The sequence below is a fragment of the Novosphingobium sp. genome (assembly GCF_030696665.1).
Taxonomy (GTDB): Bacteria; Pseudomonadota; Alphaproteobacteria; order Sphingomonadales; family Sphingomonadaceae; genus Novosphingobium.
The window spans coordinates 66,153-85,795 of sequence record NZ_JAUYRV010000053.1; the positions used below are offsets into that span (position 1 = coordinate 66,153).

Genomic DNA, 19,643 nt, shown 5'->3' on the forward strand with positions numbered 1-19,643 from the left:
GGCGCACCTTATCAGATCACATCAACAACATTGTCAACAATGTCGTCAGCCATTTTTCGGTTGTAAGCGCTTGCGACATCAGGGATCAGAGCATCAGCAACACGGCGGACCCCGAGTCAAATCAGGGATCCGCGCGGGAGAGTCGATGTGAACGGATACCCCATCCTTACTGGTGCAGTGGTGGCGTGCGTCACAGCCATGCCGGTTGCGCTGCAGGCCGAGTCCGGCCTTGCGCCGGCCTATCCCGATGTCGTGCGCACATCATCCTATGTGCCGGTCCGCGATGGCACGCGTCTTGCGGTCAACGTCTATCGCCCCGCGCGTGATGGCGTGGCTGAAACCGCACCGCTGCCGGTGATCTTTTCGTTCACGCCCTACCGTGCACGGTTTACGGACAAGGACGGCAAGGTTGAGGACATGGCGCTAAGCGACAGGCTCGCCCTGCGCAGTCTGATCCGCGCGGGGTATGTGGTGGCCACCGCCGACATTCGCGGCAAGGGCGCATCGTTCGGCCACCGCCGGGGCTTTCAGGACCGGACCGAGGCGCAGGACGGCCATGATCTGGTCGAGTGGCTGGCCAAACAGCCGTTTGCCACTGGGAAGGTCGGCATGCTCGGCTGCTCCTACCTTGGCGGCACCACCTTTCAAACCGCCACCACCGCACCGCCATCGTTGAAGGCGGTGTTCATCGGCGCGTCGGACCTTGATAAATACGCCTTCGTGCGCCGTGGCGGCATTTCGGCGCAGTTCAACACGCGGCCGGATGAGCCGCCAGAGGTTGATCTGGCCAGCGTGCCGGTGGATGCAGACGCTGATGGCAACATGTTGAAGGCCGCCGTGGCTGAGCACGCTGCCAACACCCCGATGGCCGCGCTGTGGTATGGCATGCCTTATCGTGACAGCGTTTCCGAATTTACCGGCAACCAGTTCTGGGAAGAAGTCGGCACCTACAACTATCTCGATGCGATCCGCCGCGCCGGGATTGCCACTTATTTCTGGAGCAACTGGCAGGACGAGCCGACCGCGCAATCGCTGCTGAGCGCGGCGAACTTTCCGAACGCGCGGTTTCTGGCCGGGCCGGGCAGCCATTGCGTGCCGCCGCCGGGGTTCGATTTCACCGGCGAGATCACCCGCTATTTCAACCAGCATCTGAAAGATGCGGCACCCGGCAAAACGCCGCGCGCGACATATTGGGTCGAGGGGCTGAACGGGAAGGGCGGCTATGTCACGTCCGACAAATTGCCGGGTGAGGGCAGCACGGCGCAGGGCTGGTATCTGGGCGCAGGCAAGACCGGCACCGCACGTTCGGCGAATGATGGCGCACTGGCGCTGCGGGCAGGGGCTGCGGGGGCGGACAGCTTTACCGTGCAATATGATCTGCCAGACCCTGAATACTTCGCGTTCTGGGCCAAGCCGATGGACGACAAGGGGCTGAGCTATACCACGGCCCCGCTGACCAAACCTGCCCGGATCGTGGGTTTCCCCGTGGCCCATCTGGCGGTTTCGGCAGACAAGCCCGATGCGCAAGTGTTCGTCTATCTCGATCAGGTGGATGCAGCTGGCAAGGCGGAAGTCGTTGCTTTCGGGCGGCTTGCGCTGTCGCACCGGGTTGAAGGCCGCGCGCCCTATGCCGCGATGGGGCTTCCGTTCCATCCGGGGCGCAAGGGCGATGTCATGCCGGTGACGCCGGGGCAGGTGGTGCGCCTGAACATCGATATGACGCCGATTGCGCGGATAGTTCCGGCAGGGGCGCGGCTGCGGTTGACCGTGGCCGGGGCCGATCCGCGCCAGCGCAATCTGAAGGATATTCGGCAGAATCCGGCACCGGTCATCACGGTGCATCGCGGCGGCGCTGATGCCTCGCGGCTCGATCTGCCAGTCGCTGAATAAAGTGTGTTGTTGGGGAAATAGAAGCCGCGTTTGACGGCTCAGGGAAGGAGAATGCAACATGAAGGGCAATCTTGATCGGTCCGCCCGGGCCATTCTGAACATGGGATGCAGCGTGCTGGCATTGGCCCTGCCAATCGCTGTGCAGGCGCAGGACATGCCGCAAGAGGCCGCCGAAGAGGCACCCGCCGATTCCGCTATCATCGTCACCGGCAGCCGCGTGCGTGGCACCGCTCCGGTTGGAGCGACCGTCACGGCGCTGGGCCGCAAGGAAATCGAAACCTCCACCGCCGTGACGGTGGACCGCATGATCCGCGAAGTGCCGCAGGTGTTTGATCTTGGCGTGTCGGAAAACTCGCGCGGTCAGTCGGGCGGCAGCGGCAACATTACTTATGGCAACTCGGTCAACCTGCGCGGCATCGGGCCTTATGCCACGCTGATTCTGGTCGATGGCCACCGCGTGACGAACAACAGCCGCTCCATTGATCCGTCGACCATCCCTTCGCTGGGCGTGGAGCGCATCGAGATCATCGCCGATGGCGCATCAGCCATCTATGGGTCTGACGCGGTGGCAGGCGTGGTCAACATCATCCCGCGCCGCTCGCTTGATGGGGGCGAAGTGTTTGCGCGTGCCGGTATCAGCAGCCGGGGCGATTTCCACGAAACCACGCTGGGTGCAGCGTTGGGCAAAGTGTTCGACCGCGGCCAGATCATGGTTGCCTACGAACACGTCGAACGGTCAAACCTTTCCGGCGACGACCGCGATTTCTTCACCAGCGATCAGCGCGCTTTCGGCGGCGCAGACTATCGCATCGCCCGTTGCAGCCCCGGCAATATCAACGCCAATGGCACGACATATGCGATACCCACCCGGGGCGTGACGCAGGCAACCGCGTTGCAACTCAATGCGGGCACGCTGAACACCTGTGACGAGCTGACCAATCAGGATCTGATCCCGCGCCAGAAGTATGATTCGGTAAACAGCACAGGCCGCTTCGCACTGACCGACTGGCTGGATGTGTTCTACGATGGCTTCTATTCAAAGCGCTCGTTCTACCGCACGTCCGCCTTCTCCAACGCACGGCTGACCGTGCCGCAGACCAACGCGTTCTTCGTGCGTCCGGCAGGGTTCACCGGCACCAGCTATACGCTCGACTACAATTTCGAGAACGATCTGCCGACCAACGATTCCGAAGGTTTCGCCCGTTCGTGGCAAGTCACGCCGGGCATCAAGGTCAAGCTCCCCGCCAATTGGGAAGCCGAGGCGCTGTTCGGTTATGGCAAGACCAACGACTTTTCGGGATCATACTTCGGCGTGAACAACGCGGCGCTGAATGCGGCACTCGCCAGCAGCAACCCCGCCACCGCGTTCGATCCCTACAACCTTGGCCGCACCAGCCAGGCCGTGCTCGGTACGATTGCCAACCAGATCTTCCTTGCCCCCACCAATGGCCGGTTGCGCACGTATGAAGGCCGTATCAACGGCACGCTGCTGGCGCTGCCCGGCGGTGAAGTGAAACTGGCCGCAGGCTATGAACGGCAGGATTTCAAGGTCGCGCTCGGCTCTGCACGCGGCGCGCCGACCAACCCGATCGTGTTCCGCAATTTCGGGCGCAAAGTGGACTCGTTCTACGCCGAAGTGTTCGTACCGGTGTTCGGGCCGGAAAACGCAATGGGCGGTTTCCAGCGTCTGGAATTCAACGCCGCCGTCCGCCACGACAAGTACAGCGACGTGGGCGGCACCACCAATCCCAAGTTCGGCGTGAACTGGACCCCGGTCGATGGCGTAAAGCTGCGCGGCAGCTATGGCACATCGTTCCGCGCGCCAACGATCCCCGAAATCTATGGCAATTCGAACAACATCTTTGGCCAGTCCTATCAGAACCCGGCAGGCGGTGCGCCGCTGCAGGGCTATGCGCTGTCCGGCCCGAACCTCGATCTCAAGCCCGAAACGGCAACGTCATGGTCGGTCGGCATCGATATCGACCCCACGCCAAGCCTGCACTTCGGCCTCACCTACTGGGACGTGAACTACAAGAATCAGGTGCTGGCCAACCTTTCGAACCTGTCGATCCTTGGCACCGAGGCGCAGTATGCCGGCACCGGCATCGTGTTGCGCGGCGCGGCTGCGGCCACCCGCGTGCAAGAACTGCTGGCGCAGGGCGTGACGCTGGCAGGCGGTTCGTTCCCCGGTGGCAGTGCGGCCAATGTCACGCTGTTTGTCGATGGACGCAGCCAGAACCTTGGCGTTTCGATCACGCGCGGCATCGATTTCGTGGGCAGCTGGCGGACCGATCTGGGTGCGGAAGATGCGCTCTCGTTCAATCTTTCAGGCACATACTTGACCAAGTATGACGTGGCGCTGACGCCAAGCGCGCCACTGATCGACCGCCGCAACTTCATCTTCAACCCGCTGAAATTCCGTGCGCGCGCCAGCGTGACATGGGATCATGGCCCGATGAGCGCGCGCGTGATGGCAACCCATGTCGGCAGCTATTTCAACAACCTGACCAAGGACGGTCAGAACGTCGGCAGCTATACCCCGGTCGAACTGGGCATTACCTACCGCATCGGCGACCGGCAGGGCACGGGCTTCTTTGACAAGGGCATGACGCTCGGCCTCGAAGTGCGCAATGTGTTCGACGTCGATCCGCCTTACGTGAACCTTGCCCCCAGCGGCAACGGCAGCGGCGGTTATGATGCCAGCGCGAGCGACCCCATCGGGCGCTTCTTCGCTGTCAGCGTCCGCAAGTCGTTCTGATCGAAGGCAATCGTAATGCGTGAAGGAGCGATCTCGATTGTGCTGGCAGGCGATCTCGTGCTCGATGAGCCGGATGCGCCCTACTGGCTGGCCGGGATCGCTCCGGCGCTGCAGGCGGCAGACCTTGCGGTAGGCCATCTTGAAGTGCCGCATTCGGCGCGCGGGGTTGAGCTGAAAGGCGATGTCCCCGCACCCGCTGCGCCACCTGAAAACGTGGCAGCGATTGCGGCTGCGGGGTTTCACCTGCTCAGCCTTGCCGGAAACCACATTGCCGATTGCGGAGCGGACGGCATCGCCGATACGCTGATCCTGATGGCAGCGGCCGGGCTGAACGGCACCGGCGCAGGGCTGACTTTGGCGCAGGCGCGCACGCCCGTTGTCGTGGAACGCGGTGGCCTGAACATCGGCCTGCTCAGCTACAACTGCGTGGGGCCGGAGATTTCGTGGGCGACTGAAACCAGTGCCGGTTGCGCTTACTTGCGGATCGAAACGGCGGATGCTTCGCCCATCGCCCCCGCCGCCAATCTTGAGTGTGTGACCGACAAAGCGCTCGCCACCGTGAAAGGCGACATTGCCGCGCTGAAAGCCAAGGCCGATTTCGTGATGGTCGCGCTGCACAAAGGCATCGTCCACACCCCCGCGCGGCTCGCCCCCTATGAGCGCGCAATCAGCCACGCCGCCATCGATGCGGGCGCAGATGTGGTGATTGGCCACCACGCTCACATCGTGCGCGGCATCGAATTTCATCGCGGCAAGCCCATCTTCCACGGCCTTGGCAACGGCTGCGTCGTCACCGGCGCGCTCAGCCCCGCGCAGGATCACCCCGCCCGCCGCGAATGGGCAGAGCGGCGCAAGACCCTGTTCGGGTTCGAACCGGACCCGGCCTACACACTGGCCCCGTTCCACCCAGAGGCCGTCAATGCCATGTTGGGCCGGTTGACGCTGCACCCAGACGGCAGCGTCGATGTGAGCATCGTGCCGGTCGATGTGCTGGCACCGGGTCGCCCTGTGCTGGCCGAAGGAGAGAGAAAAGAGGCCGTGGCCCGCTATATCGAACAGATCACCGTGGCCGCCGGGCTTCCCCCCATCACCATCGCCGCAGACGGGACGGTGATGGCATGAGCGCCCTGCGCACGGCGGTAACGCTCACTGGCGGCATCGCGCTGCTGGCAGCAACCGGCATCGATGCGATCTCGGTCATCGGGAGGAATGTGGGCCTGCCATTTCGCGGGTCGATAGAACTGGTCCAAGTGGCCGTGCTTGTCGCCGGAACGCTGGCCCTGCTGGTGGCCACGGTGGACCGGTCCCACGCCAAAGTTCATCTGCTGGTAGACCGCATGAGCGAGACTGCGCGGCGCTTGCTTGACCGCGTGTCCGCCCTGCTGGGCGCGGTGTTCTTTGCCGCGCTACTGGCAGGCTCGGTCTGGCTGATGGCCGATCTGTGGGACGGGCATGAGCAGAGCGAAGTCGTCGGCGTATCTTGGCGCGCCATGCGCCTTTTCGCCAACGTGGTGCTCGCGGCCATCGTCCTTGCGCTGCTGGGACAAGCTTTCCGGAGGCGGAAGCCATGATGCTGGCGACGCCCGAAACCGGCCTGATCGGTGTGCTGATTCTGTTCGCGCTGCTGCTGGCGGGCCTGCCCATCGGCGTGGCGCTCGGCCTTGTGGGCCTTGGCGGCCTGTTCCTCGTGCTGGGGATAGAGCCGGGGCTGATCAAGGGCGGCGTGGTGCTGGTCGACACGCTCACCCGCTACGAACTCGGCACCCTGCCGCTGTTCATGTTCATGGCGCACCTGTTTTTCTCGTCCAACGCCAGCCGCGATCTGTTCGATGCGGCAGCCAAAATGGTCGGCCACCGGCGCGGCGGCCTTGCCTATGCGTCGGTCGGCGGCTGTGCGGGGTTTGGCGCGATCAACGGGTCGAGCCTTGCGACTGCCGCCACCATCGGCCTTGTTGCCCTGCCGGAAATGCGCAAGCGCGGCTATTCCGATGCCCTGGCCACCGGCACCGTCGCCGCAGGCGGCACGCTGGGGCAGATGATCCCGCCATCGGGCGCGCTGATCGTGTTCGGGATCATTGCCGAACAGTCAATCGGCAAGCTGTTCACCGCCGCCATCGTCCCCGGCATCACGCAGGCGCTGCTCTATTGCGCGGTGATCTGGGTGGTAGTGCGCCTGCGCCCCCACGCCGCCCCCGCCAGCGAACGCGCCACCTGGGCAGATCGGCGCGCTGCGCTGGGCCGGATTGCGGACATGGTACTGCTGATCGCGCTGGTCATCGGCGGCATTGCACTGGGTTGGTTCAGCCCTTCGGAAGCGGCCTCCATCGGCGCGGCGGGCGCGCTGGCGATTGCCGCATGGCGACGCCGCCTGAACCGTGAAATGCTGATGAAGGCCTTTGAAGAAACGCTGCGCACCAGCGGCTTGATCCTCATGGTCATCATCGGTGCGCTGGTGTTCTCGGTGTTCATCTCCATCACCGGCGTCACCGATGCAGTGGGCGCTTGGGTCACCGGCCTTGCGCTTGGCACCGTGCCCACGTTGCTGCTGGTTGCGCTGATCCTGCTCCTGCTCGGCTCGGTGCTCGATGGGCTGGCGCTGATGCTGCTGACCACGCCGATCCTGCTGCCGGTGGTGGAGGGCGTAGGCATGTCGGCCATCTGGTTCGGCATTTTCCTGTGCCGCGCGATGGAGATCGGCTTTGTCCACCCGCCGCTCGGCATGAACCTCTATGTCATTCAGGGCGTGGCCAAGGACGTGAGTATCAACCGCATCTTCAAGGGCGTGATGCCGTTCCTCGCCAGCGATCTGTTCCACCTGCTCATCATCATCCTGTTCCCCGCGCTGGCGCTGGGACTGCCCGAATTGCTTGGAAATTGAAGATGCTGTCATACGCCGGACCCAACCTGCCGCACGATCTGTTCGATGCCACGGGCCGCAACGCCGGGCCGCTCACCTGGAACATAGACCGCGCCATGCCCGCCGCCGACCGCTGGCTGGAAAGCAAGTTTGCGCCCTGGACCCGCTCGGTGGTGCAGGACTGGGCCGATGGCGCGCTCGATCATCTGGAGGCGGTGGTTTTCACCCGCGCGGATGACAGCGCGCAGCGGCTCTATTACTACCTTTGCGAACTGCGCCGCGCCGGGTCTATCAAAGGCCCCGAACCGCTGATGCTCGACATCGCCAAGATCGCCCGCGCCAGCAGCGTGGCCCGCACCGAAGCGGCATTGCGCCAGCTGGGCGAAAGGCTGGACGTCGATGCAGCGGCGCTGTCGGCGGCAATTGCGCAGGGGAATGCGACGCGGCGCGCAACGACTTCTGCCGAAGCCGGCACAAAACCAGTCGTCCTGATCGCAGGCAGCCCTTTGCCCGATGCACGCCTGCACCGCGTGGCCGAAGCGGAGGGATGGAGCGCCATTGGCCGCACGTTGGCAGACGAATGGGCAGATCGTGGGCCGGATGTTGACGCGGCGGGTGACCCCTTCGCCGCACTCGCCCGCCAGCTTAACACCCGCCATCTCGACACGCGCGGGTTCACCAACCGCGCTGAAGCCTTGGCACAGCAGGCGCGCGATGTAGGCGCAAAGGCCGCGCTGCTCTGGCTGATCGAGGAGGACGATACCACCGTCTGGCACTTACCCGCCCTGCGCGCCGCGCTGGAGGACATGGGCCTGCCGGTGCTGGTCGCCACCCGGCGCGATTGGTCGTGCCGGGATGGGATCGACCTTGAAATTGCGGCATTTCTGCAGGGAGTTGCCGCATGAAGCCGCTTTCCGGCCATCGCGTTGCCGTGCTGGGCAACATGGCAGACCGCGCGCTCGCCCGCTTCCTCGCGTCATTGGGCGCGGAACTTGGCGGGCCGGTGGAGGGGGCGTCGTTCGTGATCGACGATCTCGGCCTTGAAGCGCTGGAGGGCGTGACGATCCCCGCACGCGCCGTCCACGTTTCGGTCACCGCCTTCGGTTCGGGCGGCCCGCGCTCGGCATGGCAGGGCGGCGAACTGGTCGCCTCGGCAATGGGCGGGGCGTTGCGCGTGACGGGCGAACCGGGCCTGCCACCGGTCAAGGAAGCCGGGGACGCCTGCACATTCCACGCCGATATGGTCGCCGCTTCCGGCGCGCTGGCGGCGCACTATGCGCGCGGCACGCACGGTAAAGGCCAGCATGTTGACGTGTCGATCCAGCAGGTCGCTTTCAGCCGCAATTTCAACGGCGTACTGGTGTGGCAGTTCGATCAGCGCAAGCTTGTCCGCGTCGGCGGGGCGCTCGCTTACGGCAAGGCCACGGTACGCGCGATCTGGCGGCTTGCCGATGGCTGGTGCTTCCATTCACTGATGACGGGACGCCTCGGCGCGCCTGCCAATCAGGCGCTGTCTGACTGGATGGATGAGGCCGGTGTGCCCAACCCGCTGGCAGGCACAGACTGGCTTTCCTACAACCGCTCCACCCTCCCGGCGGAAACCCGCGCCGTGTGGGAAGCGGCCATCGCGGCGTTCTTCCTGTCCCGCACCAAGCACGAAATCGCCACCGAAGGCCTGCGGCGCGGTATCAACGCCTGCGTGGCGAACGAACCGGCAGACGTGCTGGCCGACCCGCATTTGGCGGCACGTGGTTTCTTCGATACGGCAGACGGTCTGCCCGAACGCTTCGCCAGCTTCCGCGAGGGAACGGCGCAAGTCGCCGCACCGGCGATCCACACCGGCACCCGCCCCGGCCCGCTTTCGGGCGTCAAGGTGCTCGATTTCGCATGGGCGCTGGTGGGGTCCATCACCACCAAGACGCTGGGCGATCTGGGCGCAGAGATCGTCAAGATCGAAACCCGCACCCGGCCAGACCTTGCCCGGCTCGATGTGCAGGTGTCCGCATCAAAGCCCGGCAACTGGGACGACAAGCCATGGTTTGCGCACCTCAACACGTCCAAGCGCAGTGTCTCGCTCAACATGAAAAAGCCCGAAGCGCGCGAACTGATCGATCCGCTGATCGATTGGGCCGATGTGGTGGTGGAGAATTTCTCCCCCGGCACGATGGCCAAGCTGGGCTTGGACTACGACAGCCTTGCCGCGCGCAATCCCGGCATCGTCATGGTTTCGGGCAGCGTGTTCGGCCAGACCGGGCCGATGGCGCAGGAATGGGGCGTCGATGGCACTGGCGGCGCACTATCGGGCCGCACGTTCCTCACCGGTTGGGCAGATCGTGACCCGGTAATCCCCGGCGCAGTGCCGTTCGGTGATGTGATCGTGCCCTATGTCATGGCAGCAGGCGTCGCCGGGGCCTTGCAACATCGCCGCGAAACCGGGCGCGGGTGCCATATCGATGCGTCGATGTACGAAATCTGCGTGCAGCAGATGCGCGACTACCTGGCGCAAGCCAAGCGTGGCGAACGCCCGCAGCGCATGGGCAATGCCGATGCGCGCGTGTTCTGGCAGGACGTGCTGCCCGCCGCTGGCGAAGACCGCTGGGTGGCTATTTCGTGCCCTACCGAGGCAGACCACGCAAAGCTGCTGGCGCTGACTGGCTTGGACGTTGCGGCGTGGACTTCGGCGCGAGAGGATCAGACCATCGCCGCGCAGCTCCAATCCCACGGTATCGCCTGCGGCGTGGTGCAGGACTGCGAGGACATGATCGAGCGCGATGCCCAGCTGATCGGGCGCGGCGCGCTGGCCATGCTGGATCATCCGCTGCTCGGCCCCTTCGGCCACATCGCCACGCCGATCCAGTTCTCGCGCGATGCCTTCGCGCCCTTCCGCGCGCCGGGTATGGGTGAGCATGTCACTGAAATCGCGCGTGATCTGTGCGGCCTGACCGAGGCCCGGATTGCAGAACTAGACCAGGCAGGAGTTTTCCAGTGAGCGCCGCTACCACCAACCAGTCGGGCCAGCGCAGCCGCAAGGATCTTGCCTGCACCGCCGCCGCCAACGCCTATCAAAAGCAGTTCGGCGCGGACCTGAAGCGCCGCGTAGTGGACGACGGCGAACCCTTTGCCATCGTGCAGGCCGATACTCCGCACGAAATTTTCCACGTGATGGGTATTCCCATCATCACCAACCAGTGGTGGTCGGCCTATATCTCGGCCAAGCAGCTTTCGAACCACTACTTCGAGGTAATGGCGCAGGCCGGATACCCCAAAAACAGCTGCAAATACTGTTCGCTGGGCCTTGCCTGCACGCTGGCGAATGACCCGAAAACCGCGCCGTGGGGCGGCTTGCCCAAGCCGACCGTGCTGGTGGCGCGCATGACCTGCGATTGCATCCAGCACGTGTTCGGCCAGTGGGCGGATGCGCTGGGCAGTGAATTCTTCCCGATGGAAGCGCCTGCATGGGAACATAAGGATCCGCGCTGGTTTGCGCACTCCAAGGACCAGTGGGAACAGGTCTACGACGCAGACCGCATCGCGCTGGCGGTGTCGGAAATGCGCGATCTGATTGCGCTTCTGGAAAACCGGACGGGGCGGAAGTTCGATGAGGCCAAGCTCCATTACCTGATGGAGCGGATCAACGAACAGGAAGGCTATATCTGGGAAGCGGCGCAAGCCATTGGAACGGCTCGGCCTTGCCCGGTTTCCATTGCAGAACAGATGCCCAACACGATGATCCCGCAGTGGCACCGTGGATCGGACTGGGCGGTGAACCACGCCAAACGTTTCCGCGATGAAGTGATGGAACGGGTCGCTTCCGGCGCGGGTTGTGCCACGCAGGAGAAGATCCGCCTGATGTGGATTGGCGCTGGCGTGTGGCACGATCCCGGCTTTTATCAAGCACTTGAAGAGCGGATGGGCGCAGTGTTCGTCTGGTCGATGTACATGCCGTTCGCCGGGCCGCAATATATCCGCGAAGTGCAGGGCCGCCCGATGGAAGCGCTTGCCAGCCGCGTCTGTTCGATGAACGAGGTGCTGCATCTGCCGCCTTGGATGAACGGGTGGATGACGAGCGAGGCCGAGCGGTGCGGGGTCGATGCCTGCGTCGTGCTGCTGCCACCGGAGAACCGGCTGTCGCAATCGGGCACCAAGATCACCGCCGAGGCGTTGGAGAAAGCGGGTGTGCCGGTGCTGATGATCGATGCCGACATGGTCGATGCGGGCAACTGGGATCATGACCGCATGGTGGGTCTTGTAGCGGACTTTCTGGTGCAGCGGGGGCTGGCTTGAGGCGGCTAGGTGTCATCTATGTGCTTCTAGGTGCACTTCAGACTTTGGTCGTTTCCGGCTGCGCGCGCCCGGTGGAAAAGGGCGTGACAGAGCTGGTCTACGCCTCGCCCTACAGTCCCAACCACCCCTTTTCGAAGGCGGATCAGGAGTGGATGGCGTTTGTGGAAAAGCGGTCTGAAGGGCGGTTGAAAGTCAGGCCGGTATGGTCCGGCGCGCTGCTTTCGTCCGATATGTCGATGGAGGAACTGCGCCACGGCGTGGCCGATATCGGGCTGATTACGCCCATCTACGTGCGCGGCGGCACGCACCTTATCCGCATCCAAGCGGGCTTCTATCAGGGCGCTGACAGCGTGGAATCGCAGGTTGCGCTCTATCGCTGCATCGCCGCTGAAAACCCACAGGTGGGGCGTGAACTGGCAGGGTTGAAAGTGCTTGCCGTTCAGGGCGGAACGCTGCCCGGCCTCATCACCGTCAACCGCCCGGTAAAGAGCCTTGCCGACATCAAGGGCCTGCGCATCCGCGCGCCGACCGAGCTGTTGAGCGTGCTGGATTCGCTGGGTGCGGACCCGGTGAACATGCCGATGGGCGAGGTCTATTCCGCGATGGCCAAGGGCGTGATCGACGGCGTGATTGCGCCGGAGGACACGTTCAAATCGCAGCATTTTGGCGAAATATCAAAGCACTTCTATCAGATTACCGTGCCGCGCGGGGCGTACCCGGCACGCGCGATGAGCGCGAAGCGGTGGAACACTTTGGCGGCAGAAGACCGCGCGGTGCTGGAAGAAGGCATCGGCGTTTGGGAAGCGGCGCTTGCGCGGCAAGTGCGCGCGGCGGTGGACAAGGGCGTGCAAGAGGCGGCGACCTATAAGGTCACATTCACCCCCGCCACTGCGGCGGACCAGCAACGGTTCAACGCGATTTATCTGCGCGATTCAGAGGCCAATGCGCGGGGCCTGCAGGCTTTCGGCATCGATGGCGAAGCGGCGTTCCGATCAGCCCGCGAGGCAGTGCAGGGTCGGGACCGGATTTCCTGTGGGAGTGGAACATGAAACACGTGACGGCGCTTGTCCTGTCGTTGGCGCTGAGCGCCGTGCCGCTGGCTGCCAGTGCGCAAGTGATTGGCGAACCTGCCGGAACCGGCGGATCTCCCGCCGTGGCCGAGGCGCGCGCCGATGTGCCGGGATACACCGTCTATCGCCCTGCACAGTGGCCCGAAGCGCGGCTGCCGCTGGTGCTTTGGGGGAATGGCGGCTGCCGGAACAATGGCCTGTCCGCCAGCCACTTTCTGCGCGAGATTGCCAGCCACGGCTATCTGGTGATCGCCAATGGCGCGCCGCAGGAGGAGCGCCCGGTGCAACCCGTTCTGCCGCCCGCCAACGGCCCGCGCCCTGCTGGCGCGCCGCCCCCGCGCGTAACGGCGGATGAAACGCAAGTCCGCCAATTGCTTGGCGCGATTGACTGGGTGGCGGGGAGCGACCTTGGCCCCCGCGTGGACACTTCGCGCATCGCGGTGATGGGCCATTCCTGCGGCGGATTGCAGGCGCTGGCCGCCGGGGCCGATCCGCGCGTCGATGCAGTGGTAGCGTTCAACAGCGGCGTCTATGTGCGCGCCGGATCGGGGCTGAGCGGCGTGGGCATCGCCAAGGACGATCTGAAGAAGCTGCACACGCCGGTTGCCTATATCCTCGGTGGGCCGGATGACATTGCCTATCCCAACGGGTCTGACGATGTAGCGCGGATTGCGCATGTGCCTGTATTCTATGCCAATTCCCCGGTAGGCCACGGTGGCACCTTCGGCCTTGCCAATGGCGGGGATTACGGGCGCATCGGCGCGGCCTGGCTCGATTGGCAATTGAAAGGCAGCAAGGCGGCAGGCGCGATGTTTGCCGGGACCGATTGCGGCCTGTGCAATGACAAGACGTGGACGATTGTCCGCAAGCAGTTCCCGGAGAACCCATGAATCAGCCACTTTCTGGCATCCGTATTGCCGATTTCAGCCACGTGATGGCGGGGCCATATGCCTCGCACCTGCTGCGGCTGATGGGCGCGGAAGTTATCAAGATCGAGCCGAAGGGCGGCGACGGGTTCCGCAATTATGGCGCGGATCGGCGCTATGATGGCATGTCACCAGCGTTCATCGCGGCCAATGCGGGCAAGAAGTCCATCGCGCTGGACCTGAAAGACGGGGGCGACTTGCAGATCGCGCGGGACATCATCGCGCGCAGTGACGTGGTGCTGGAAAACTTCCGCCCCGGCGTGATGGCACGGCTTGGGCTGGGGTTTGAGGCGGTATGCGCGTTGCGGGCCGACATCATCTATTGTTCGGTATCGGGCTATGGTCAGGAAGGGCCGTACCGCGATTGGCCCGCCATCGACAACATCGTGCAGGCTACCAGCGGCATGATGATGCTGAGCGGCGAGGAAGGCGATCCGCCGGTGCGGGTGGGCTTTCCGATTGTCGACACGCTGACCGGGCAGACGGCGGCGATGGCCATTCTGGGCGCACTGATGCAGCGTGAGCGCGATGGCACCGGCAGCAAGCTGGACGTATCGATGTTCGATGCCAGCCTTGCCTTCATGACATCGGCGCTGACGCCGTTCATGGTCACCGGCAAGCCGATGAACCGCATGGGCAATACCGGTTACAGCGGGTTGCCCACCGCGTCGCTGTTCACCGCGCGCGATGGGCGGCAGCTGTCGCTTGGCGTGGTGCAGCCGCCGCAGTTTGCGGCATTGGCGCGTGCGATGGGGCGTGAGGACTGGCTGACCGATCCGCACTTTGCCACGCCCGATGCGCGCCGTGCCAATTTCCACGCAATGCATGATGAGCTGTCGGCCGAGTTCGTGAAGGACAGCGCCGCGTCATGGGAAAAGCGGCTGAGCGATGCGGGTATTCCGTGTGGCATGGTGCGCCGGGTGGACGAGGCAGCAGACCTTGCGGGGGCAACCGCGCTGATCGACATTTCCATTCCGGGGCTGCCGGAAGCGAACGTGCGGATTCCCGGCGCGGGCTATCGCGTGGAGGGGCAGGCGCCTGTCACGCTGGATGCGCCGCCGCGTCTTGATGCGGACCGCGACGAGATTCTAGCATGGCTGGCAGGGGAGTGGGCGGCATGAAGCGGGCTTTGGCGATTTGTGCGGCTTTGCTGGCATCACCGGGTGTGGCCCAGGATGCATCGCCCGCGCGCACGGTTGAAGGCGAACTGCCCGGTGGCGCGCGTTGGCAGGCCATAGTTCCTCAGAACTTCAACGGTTCGTTGCTGCTTTACAGCCACGGCTATTCGCCCCGCAAGGATGCGCCCGAACCGGCTCCGAAGGAATATCGCCAGCTGCTTTTGCGCAAGGGCTATGCGCTGATCGCTTCGGACTTCGGCGCGGCGGGCTGGTCATTGGAACAGGCGGTTCCGGCACAGCGGGCAGCGGTTGAGGCGTTTGCCGCAAAGGAAGGCCGTCCGCGCAGGGTGATGGCGTGGGGATCATCGATGGGCGGTCTGATTTCCACGGCTCTGGCCGAACAGGACGCGCCGGTGATCGACGGCGCGCTGGCGATGTGTCCTTCCATCGGCGGAGCGGTGGGCATGATGAACATGGGGTTGGACGGGGCTTTTGCCATCGCCACCCTGATCGCGCCAAATTCTGGCCTCTCGTTGGTGAATGTCGGGGATGACATGACCAATGGGCGCAAGGCGATGATGGCGGTGGCAGCGGCGGCGCAGACCCGCGAAGGGCGCGCGCGGATTGCGCTGGCGGGCGTGCTCGGCGGCATTCCGGGCTGGACGCGGGCCGACCGTGCGCAACCGGCGGCGGGGGATTTCGAAGGACAAGCCAGCGAGATGGCCGCGACGCTGGTCATGGGCACGCTGATGCCGCGCAACGATCAGGAGCGGCGCGCGGGCGGGGCGTTTTCGTGGAATACCGGCGTGAATTATGCACAGTTGCTGGATCAGACGGGCCGCCGCCCGCTGGTGGAAGCGATGTATCGCAAGGCGGGATTGAGCCTTTCGCGCGATCTGGCGGCGCTGGCCAAAGCTCCGCGCATTGCGGCAAAGCCTGCGGCGGTGCGATACATGATGGAGAATTACACCCCCACCGCGAAGCCTACGGTTCCGGTGGTGTCGTTGCAGGCGGTGGGTGATGGGATGACATCGCCATCGTTGCAGCGCGCCTATACCGATGCCGCGCCGCCCGCGATGGCCAGCGGGTTGTGGTACAACGGCGCGGGGCATTGCCGCCTTCCGGCAGAGCAGGTTCTGGCGGCGCTGGGGCATCTTGAGGCGCGGCTTGATGGCGGGGCATGGGCACCCCGGCCATCGGCGTTCATCGATCACACGCCGCCGCCAATGGTGCGCGCGTGCATCCGCCGGACCGGAAAAACCGGCCCGGCGTGCAAGTGATCCAGCGTGTCAGTCGATCCCCTTCCTTTCGATTGTCCAGGTGGGGACGACGCACAGGCGGCAGTTTGCGCCCTTGAAGCTGCGCGCGGCAGATTTGTCTGCCCGCAATTGCCATTCCAGCCAATCGACCGAAAGCGCGGCGACCGCGCCGCCATTGGCGGTGAAGAACGTGCCGCCGTGGCCGACCGGAAGCTGCACGAGTGCGGCAGGCACGTGAGCGATCCGTTTGAAATCATCGGTGCCGTTGGGGAAGGCCACGTCGCTTGGCCCGCCCAACACGTAAAGCACCGGGGTGTGCAGTTTGAGCAGCAAATCCTTGGTCACCGTCATGCCCCGGATCGGATTGGTGCCATCGGCAAAGACGCCGCTGTTGTGGACGATCACTGCCTTGATACGCGGATCAGTGGCGACCTGCAGAGCTTGCAGCCCGCCGCAGCTGTGCCCGGCCACGGCCACCAGTGCGGGATCGATGCGGCCCTTAAGGGCGCTTCCGGCGCGCTGATTTTCGGCCAGTGCCCAGTCCACCCCGGCCAGCACATCGGCGCTGGTCGTGGCCACGGGGGGAAGCTGGCCTGCGGCATCGGGCCTGCGTTCGGCGCGTTGCGCGGGCGCGCCGGGACCGCTCATCACCGCGCCCGGTGCGATTACGACATAGCCGTGGCTCGCGATTTCAAGCAGATGCAGGCGGGCGCTGGCACCATCGGCCATACATCCGCCGTTGCCCCAGACAAGCACGCCCAGCGGTGGCCCGGCGGCAATGCTGGCGGGGCGATAGATCACGTGGCCCGGAAGCGTGGCGTCTGTCGTCATCACCGCCGGAAAGGCACCGGTGCCCGGGCCGTTCGGCATGGCGTTATAGGCAGCGCGCGCGGCTACGTAGGCGGCATCAGGTCCGGTAGCGGCGGGAGCGCCCTGTTGCGCGGCGAGCGGCAAGGCCGCGCTGGCCAGAAACGCAGTTACGGCGAGCCGGGCAAAGTGTCTGGCAATTGGGACCAAGGCATCCTCCATCGTGAATCCGGTTGTTCCGGTGTGGCCAGACTGGCTGCGGATTTTTGTCTGCGCAAGGGCTTGCAGAGTGATTCTCGGTTTCGGGCGCGCAATTTGCGGACACCACCCCCTGTGGTTCAGCCAAATACCATAGGATTATCGGCAATTTCGTGGCTAAAGTCATTCAAAATTGTCATATGCAAGCGCTTGCTAAATGCGGCAATGCCCGGTAGTCTCCTTCGAAACACTGCAACAATTGATCTGGGGAGGGTGTCATGAGCCACACCGTGTTGGCTACGGGCGATCTTGCCTTGGATCGTGACGATTACGACGCGAGTTTTGCCGGGACCGCCGATGTGCTCGGTGCCGCAGATATTGTGTTCGGGCAGCTTGAAACCAGCTTTGCTGAAAAGGGCGTGCGCCTGCCGCAGGCGCGCCATGCGGTTTTGGCGCGGCCAGAAGGTGCCGCCGCGCTGGGACGGGCCGGGTTCGATGTGATCTCGATGGCGGGCAATCACGTGATGGACTGGGGGCATGAGGCGTTTTTCGAAACGCGCGCGCATCTTGAAGCGGCGGGGATGAACGTGGTGGGTGCAGGGGCGAACATTGCCGAGGCGCGCCGCCCGGTGATCCGCACGCTGGGCGATGGCACGCGCGTGGCGTTCCTGGCCTATTCCAGCATCCTGCCGCATTCCTATTGGGCGGATGAACGCAGACCCGGTTGTGTGCCGATGCGCGCATTCACGGTTTACGAACAGGTTGAGCATGACCAGCCCGGCACGCCCGCGCGGGTGCATACATACCCGCACCGCGAAGACCTTGCCGCGATGGAGGCCGATATTCGTGCGGCGAAGGCTGAAGCTGATGTGGTGCTGGTTTCACACCACTGGGGCATCCATTTTGTGCGCGCGGTGATTGCCGATTATCAGCGCGATGTGGCGCGCGCCGCGATTGCTGCCGGGGCCGACGCGATCTTTGGCGGGCACGCGCATATCCTGAAAGGGTGCGAACTGATCGACGGCAAGCCGGTGTTCTATTCGCTGTGCAACTTCGCCACCGATCTTGCGATGGATGAGGCACATGCCGCCTCCAAGAGCTTTAACGAAATCCGCGTGCTGGCCGAAGAGTGGGAGCCGGACTTTGGCAGCCTGTATAATTTCCCCAAGGCGGCGCGGCTTTCGATGATTGCCAGGCTGGAGATTGCGGGCGGAAAGGTGCTGCGCGCGGGATTGCTGCCGCTGGTGATTGGGCGCGATGCCGTGCCGCGTCTGGCGCAGCCGGGCAGCGAGGATCATGCGGCGGTGGTCGATTATCTGAGTGCGGTTACGGCAGAGGCGGGGCTGAACGCGCGCTATCGCAACGATGCCGATATGGTCGTGCTGGAAGCGGCGGCATGAGGGTGCTTGGGCGCGCCTTTCCGCTTGAGGGGTTCGTTTTCCTCTATCTGCTGGCCTATCTGCCCAATGTGATCGTGACCAAGCTGGTGACGTCCATGCCGCACGCCGGGCTGGGCCGTCCGCTCACCGGGCTGGAGACACTGCCTGCATCGCTGATCATCAACATGGTGCTGACTTGGGGCTTTATCTGGCTTTCGGGCTGGCACAAGGACGCGAACAAGGTTGCGCTGGGACCGGTGCGGGTGCCGTTCCCCACGCGCTATACGTTCCTGTCGGGCCTTGGCACGGCGATGGTGCTGTTCACCGTGCCACTCAGCTTCACCATTCCCGATGTAAGCATTCCGTTCATCCAGTTGCTGATGCGCGGGGACATTCTGATCATCGCGCCGCTGGTGGATATGATGTTCGGCCGACGGGTGCGCTGGTGGAGCTGGACGGCGCTGGCGATGGTGCTGTTTGCGCTGGTTATCGCGCTGTCGGACCGGGGCGGGCTGAAGCTGCCGCCCATCGCGATCCTGACAGTGGTGCTTTATACCATCGGCTATTTCCTGCGTCTGTTCGTGATGACCAAGATTTCGAAGAGCGGCGATCCGGCTTCGGTGCGGCGTTACTTCGTTGAGGAAAAGATGATTGCGCTGCCGATGTCGGTGGTGATCCTGGGCGTGATTTCCGCCAGCGGGATTGGTGGGCAATCGGGCGAATTGGCCTGGGGCTTCATCGGCGTGTGGGGCGATCCGGTGCTGGCAGACCTGTTCTGGATCGGCGCGACGCTGACGGTGATCTCGGTGCTGGCCATCATCATCCTGCTCGACCCGCGCGAGAACGCATACTGCGTACCGCTGGAACGCGCGGCGAGCCTTGTGGCCGGGATCGGCGGATCGGTGCTGCTGGCGTGGTTCTGGGGCCTGCGGATGCCGCGCGATGCGGAGCTGATTGGCGCTGGCGTGCTGGTGGGGGCGATTGTGCTGCTGTCGCTCGCCCCGCGTTTTGCAGCGAAGCGAGAGCTGGCTGGCCGCACACAGGCGATCAGCGAAACACCATAAGATCAAGGAGTTCCCGGTCGGGGTAAGGCCGGT

15 protein-coding genes are annotated in these 19,643 nt (G+C 64.3%); 14 read left to right on the plus strand and 1 reads right to left on the minus strand.

Going from position 1 to position 19,643, the window contains the following annotated elements; translation table 11 throughout:
- Window positions 1-147: 147 nt before the first annotated feature.
- From Q8R81_RS17880 to Q8R81_RS17935, 12 genes are all read left to right on the plus strand, one after another.
- Window positions 148-1,890 carry a CocE/NonD family hydrolase gene (locus Q8R81_RS17880; RefSeq protein WP_305619887.1) on the plus strand — a complete coding sequence of 581 codons (1,743 nt, stop codon included), beginning with the start codon at window positions 148-150 and terminating at the stop codon, window positions 1,888-1,890.
- Between the two features lie 58 nt (window positions 1,891-1,948).
- On the plus strand, window positions 1,949-4,648 hold the full coding sequence (locus tag Q8R81_RS17885) for a TonB-dependent receptor domain-containing protein (RefSeq protein WP_305619888.1): 2,700 nt from the start codon (window positions 1,949-1,951) through the stop codon (window positions 4,646-4,648).
- A 15-nt stretch (window positions 4,649-4,663) separates the two neighbouring features.
- Complete coding sequence (locus Q8R81_RS17890) at window positions 4,664-5,770, plus strand: CapA family protein (protein ID WP_305619889.1); 1,107 nt, start codon at window positions 4,664-4,666, stop codon at window positions 5,768-5,770.
- Window positions 5,767-6,219, plus strand: coding sequence for a TRAP transporter small permease (locus Q8R81_RS17895; RefSeq protein WP_305619890.1), 453 nt, complete (start codon window positions 5,767-5,769; stop codon window positions 6,217-6,219). The genes Q8R81_RS17890 and Q8R81_RS17895 overlap by 4 nt, the downstream gene beginning before the upstream one ends.
- Window positions 6,216-7,526 (plus strand): TRAP transporter large permease, encoded by a 1,311-nt coding sequence (locus tag Q8R81_RS17900; protein ID WP_305619891.1) that lies wholly within the window; start codon window positions 6,216-6,218, stop codon window positions 7,524-7,526. The genes Q8R81_RS17895 and Q8R81_RS17900 overlap by 4 nt, the downstream gene beginning before the upstream one ends.
- Before the next feature lie 2 nt (window positions 7,527-7,528).
- Window positions 7,529-8,410, plus strand: a complete 882-nt coding sequence (locus tag Q8R81_RS17905) for a 2-hydroxyacyl-CoA dehydratase family protein (RefSeq protein WP_305619892.1) — start codon at window positions 7,529-7,531, stop codon at window positions 8,408-8,410.
- Window positions 8,407-10,494 (plus strand): CoA transferase, encoded by a 2,088-nt coding sequence (locus tag Q8R81_RS17910; RefSeq protein ID WP_305619893.1) that lies wholly within the window; start codon window positions 8,407-8,409, stop codon window positions 10,492-10,494. The genes Q8R81_RS17905 and Q8R81_RS17910 overlap by 4 nt, the downstream gene beginning before the upstream one ends.
- A complete protein-coding gene (locus Q8R81_RS17915) occupies window positions 10,491-11,789 on the plus strand; it encodes a 2-hydroxyacyl-CoA dehydratase subunit D (RefSeq protein ID WP_305619894.1) in 1,299 nt (432 codons plus the stop codon). Before Q8R81_RS17910 ends, Q8R81_RS17915 begins: the two co-directional genes overlap by 4 nt.
- An 83-nt stretch (window positions 11,790-11,872) precedes the next feature.
- Window positions 11,873-12,838, plus strand: a complete 966-nt coding sequence (gene dctP / locus Q8R81_RS17920) for a TRAP transporter substrate-binding protein DctP (protein WP_305619895.1) — start codon at window positions 11,873-11,875, stop codon at window positions 12,836-12,838.
- A complete protein-coding gene (locus Q8R81_RS17925) occupies window positions 12,835-13,749 on the plus strand; it encodes a hypothetical protein (protein WP_305619896.1) in 915 nt (304 codons plus the stop codon). The genes dctP and Q8R81_RS17925 overlap by 4 nt, the downstream gene beginning before the upstream one ends.
- Window positions 13,746-14,906, plus strand: a complete 1,161-nt coding sequence (locus tag Q8R81_RS17930; RefSeq protein ID WP_305619897.1) for a CaiB/BaiF CoA-transferase family protein — start codon at window positions 13,746-13,748, stop codon at window positions 14,904-14,906. Before Q8R81_RS17925 ends, Q8R81_RS17930 begins: the two co-directional genes overlap by 4 nt.
- Window positions 14,903-16,183, plus strand: a complete 1,281-nt coding sequence (locus Q8R81_RS17935; protein ID WP_305619898.1) for a S9 family peptidase — start codon at window positions 14,903-14,905, stop codon at window positions 16,181-16,183. Before Q8R81_RS17930 ends, Q8R81_RS17935 begins: the two co-directional genes overlap by 4 nt.
- A gap of 9 nt (window positions 16,184-16,192) precedes the next feature.
- Here Q8R81_RS17935 and Q8R81_RS17940 read toward each other — a convergent pair whose 3' ends face one another.
- Window positions 16,193-17,179 carry a hypothetical protein gene (locus tag Q8R81_RS17940; protein WP_305619899.1) on the minus strand — a complete coding sequence of 329 codons (987 nt, stop codon included), beginning with the start codon at window positions 17,177-17,179 and terminating at the stop codon, window positions 16,193-16,195.
- A 266-nt stretch (window positions 17,180-17,445) separates the two neighbouring features.
- Between Q8R81_RS17940 and Q8R81_RS17945 the strand changes: the two genes are divergently transcribed.
- Window positions 17,446-18,567: a CapA family protein gene (locus Q8R81_RS17945; RefSeq protein ID WP_305619900.1), complete on the plus strand. Its 1,122-nt coding sequence runs from the start codon at window positions 17,446-17,448 to the stop codon at window positions 18,565-18,567.
- On the plus strand, window positions 18,564-19,610 hold the full coding sequence (locus tag Q8R81_RS17950; RefSeq protein WP_305619901.1) for a hypothetical protein: 1,047 nt from the start codon (window positions 18,564-18,566) through the stop codon (window positions 19,608-19,610). Before Q8R81_RS17945 ends, Q8R81_RS17950 begins: the two co-directional genes overlap by 4 nt.
- Window positions 19,611-19,643 lie beyond the last annotated feature (33 nt).

What these genes read in the sequence shown, in the direction of transcription:
- Q8R81_RS17885 (WP_305619888.1), top strand. Translation starts at nt 1,949, where the DNA reads ATGAAGGGCAATCTTGATCGGTCCGCCCGGGCCATTCTGAACATGGGA.
- Q8R81_RS17910 (WP_305619893.1), top strand. Translation starts at nt 8,407, where the DNA reads ATGAAGCCGCTTTCCGGCCATCGCGTTGCCGTGCTGGGCAACATGGCA.
- Q8R81_RS17890 (WP_305619889.1), top strand. Translation starts at nt 4,664, where the DNA reads ATGCGTGAAGGAGCGATCTCGATTGTGCTGGCAGGCGATCTCGTGCTC.
- Q8R81_RS17895 (WP_305619890.1), top strand. Translation starts at nt 5,767, where the DNA reads ATGAGCGCCCTGCGCACGGCGGTAACGCTCACTGGCGGCATCGCGCTG.
- Q8R81_RS17935 (WP_305619898.1), top strand. Translation starts at nt 14,903, where the DNA reads ATGAAGCGGGCTTTGGCGATTTGTGCGGCTTTGCTGGCATCACCGGGT.
- Q8R81_RS17945 (WP_305619900.1), top strand. Translation starts at nt 17,446, where the DNA reads ATGAGCCACACCGTGTTGGCTACGGGCGATCTTGCCTTGGATCGTGAC.
- Q8R81_RS17900 (WP_305619891.1), top strand. Translation starts at nt 6,216, where the DNA reads ATGATGCTGGCGACGCCCGAAACCGGCCTGATCGGTGTGCTGATTCTG.
- Q8R81_RS17925 (WP_305619896.1), top strand. Translation starts at nt 12,835, where the DNA reads ATGAAACACGTGACGGCGCTTGTCCTGTCGTTGGCGCTGAGCGCCGTG.
- Q8R81_RS17950 (WP_305619901.1), top strand. Translation starts at nt 18,564, where the DNA reads ATGAGGGTGCTTGGGCGCGCCTTTCCGCTTGAGGGGTTCGTTTTCCTC.
- Q8R81_RS17905 (WP_305619892.1), top strand. Translation starts at nt 7,529, where the DNA reads ATGCTGTCATACGCCGGACCCAACCTGCCGCACGATCTGTTCGATGCC.
- Q8R81_RS17930 (WP_305619897.1), top strand. Translation starts at nt 13,746, where the DNA reads ATGAATCAGCCACTTTCTGGCATCCGTATTGCCGATTTCAGCCACGTG.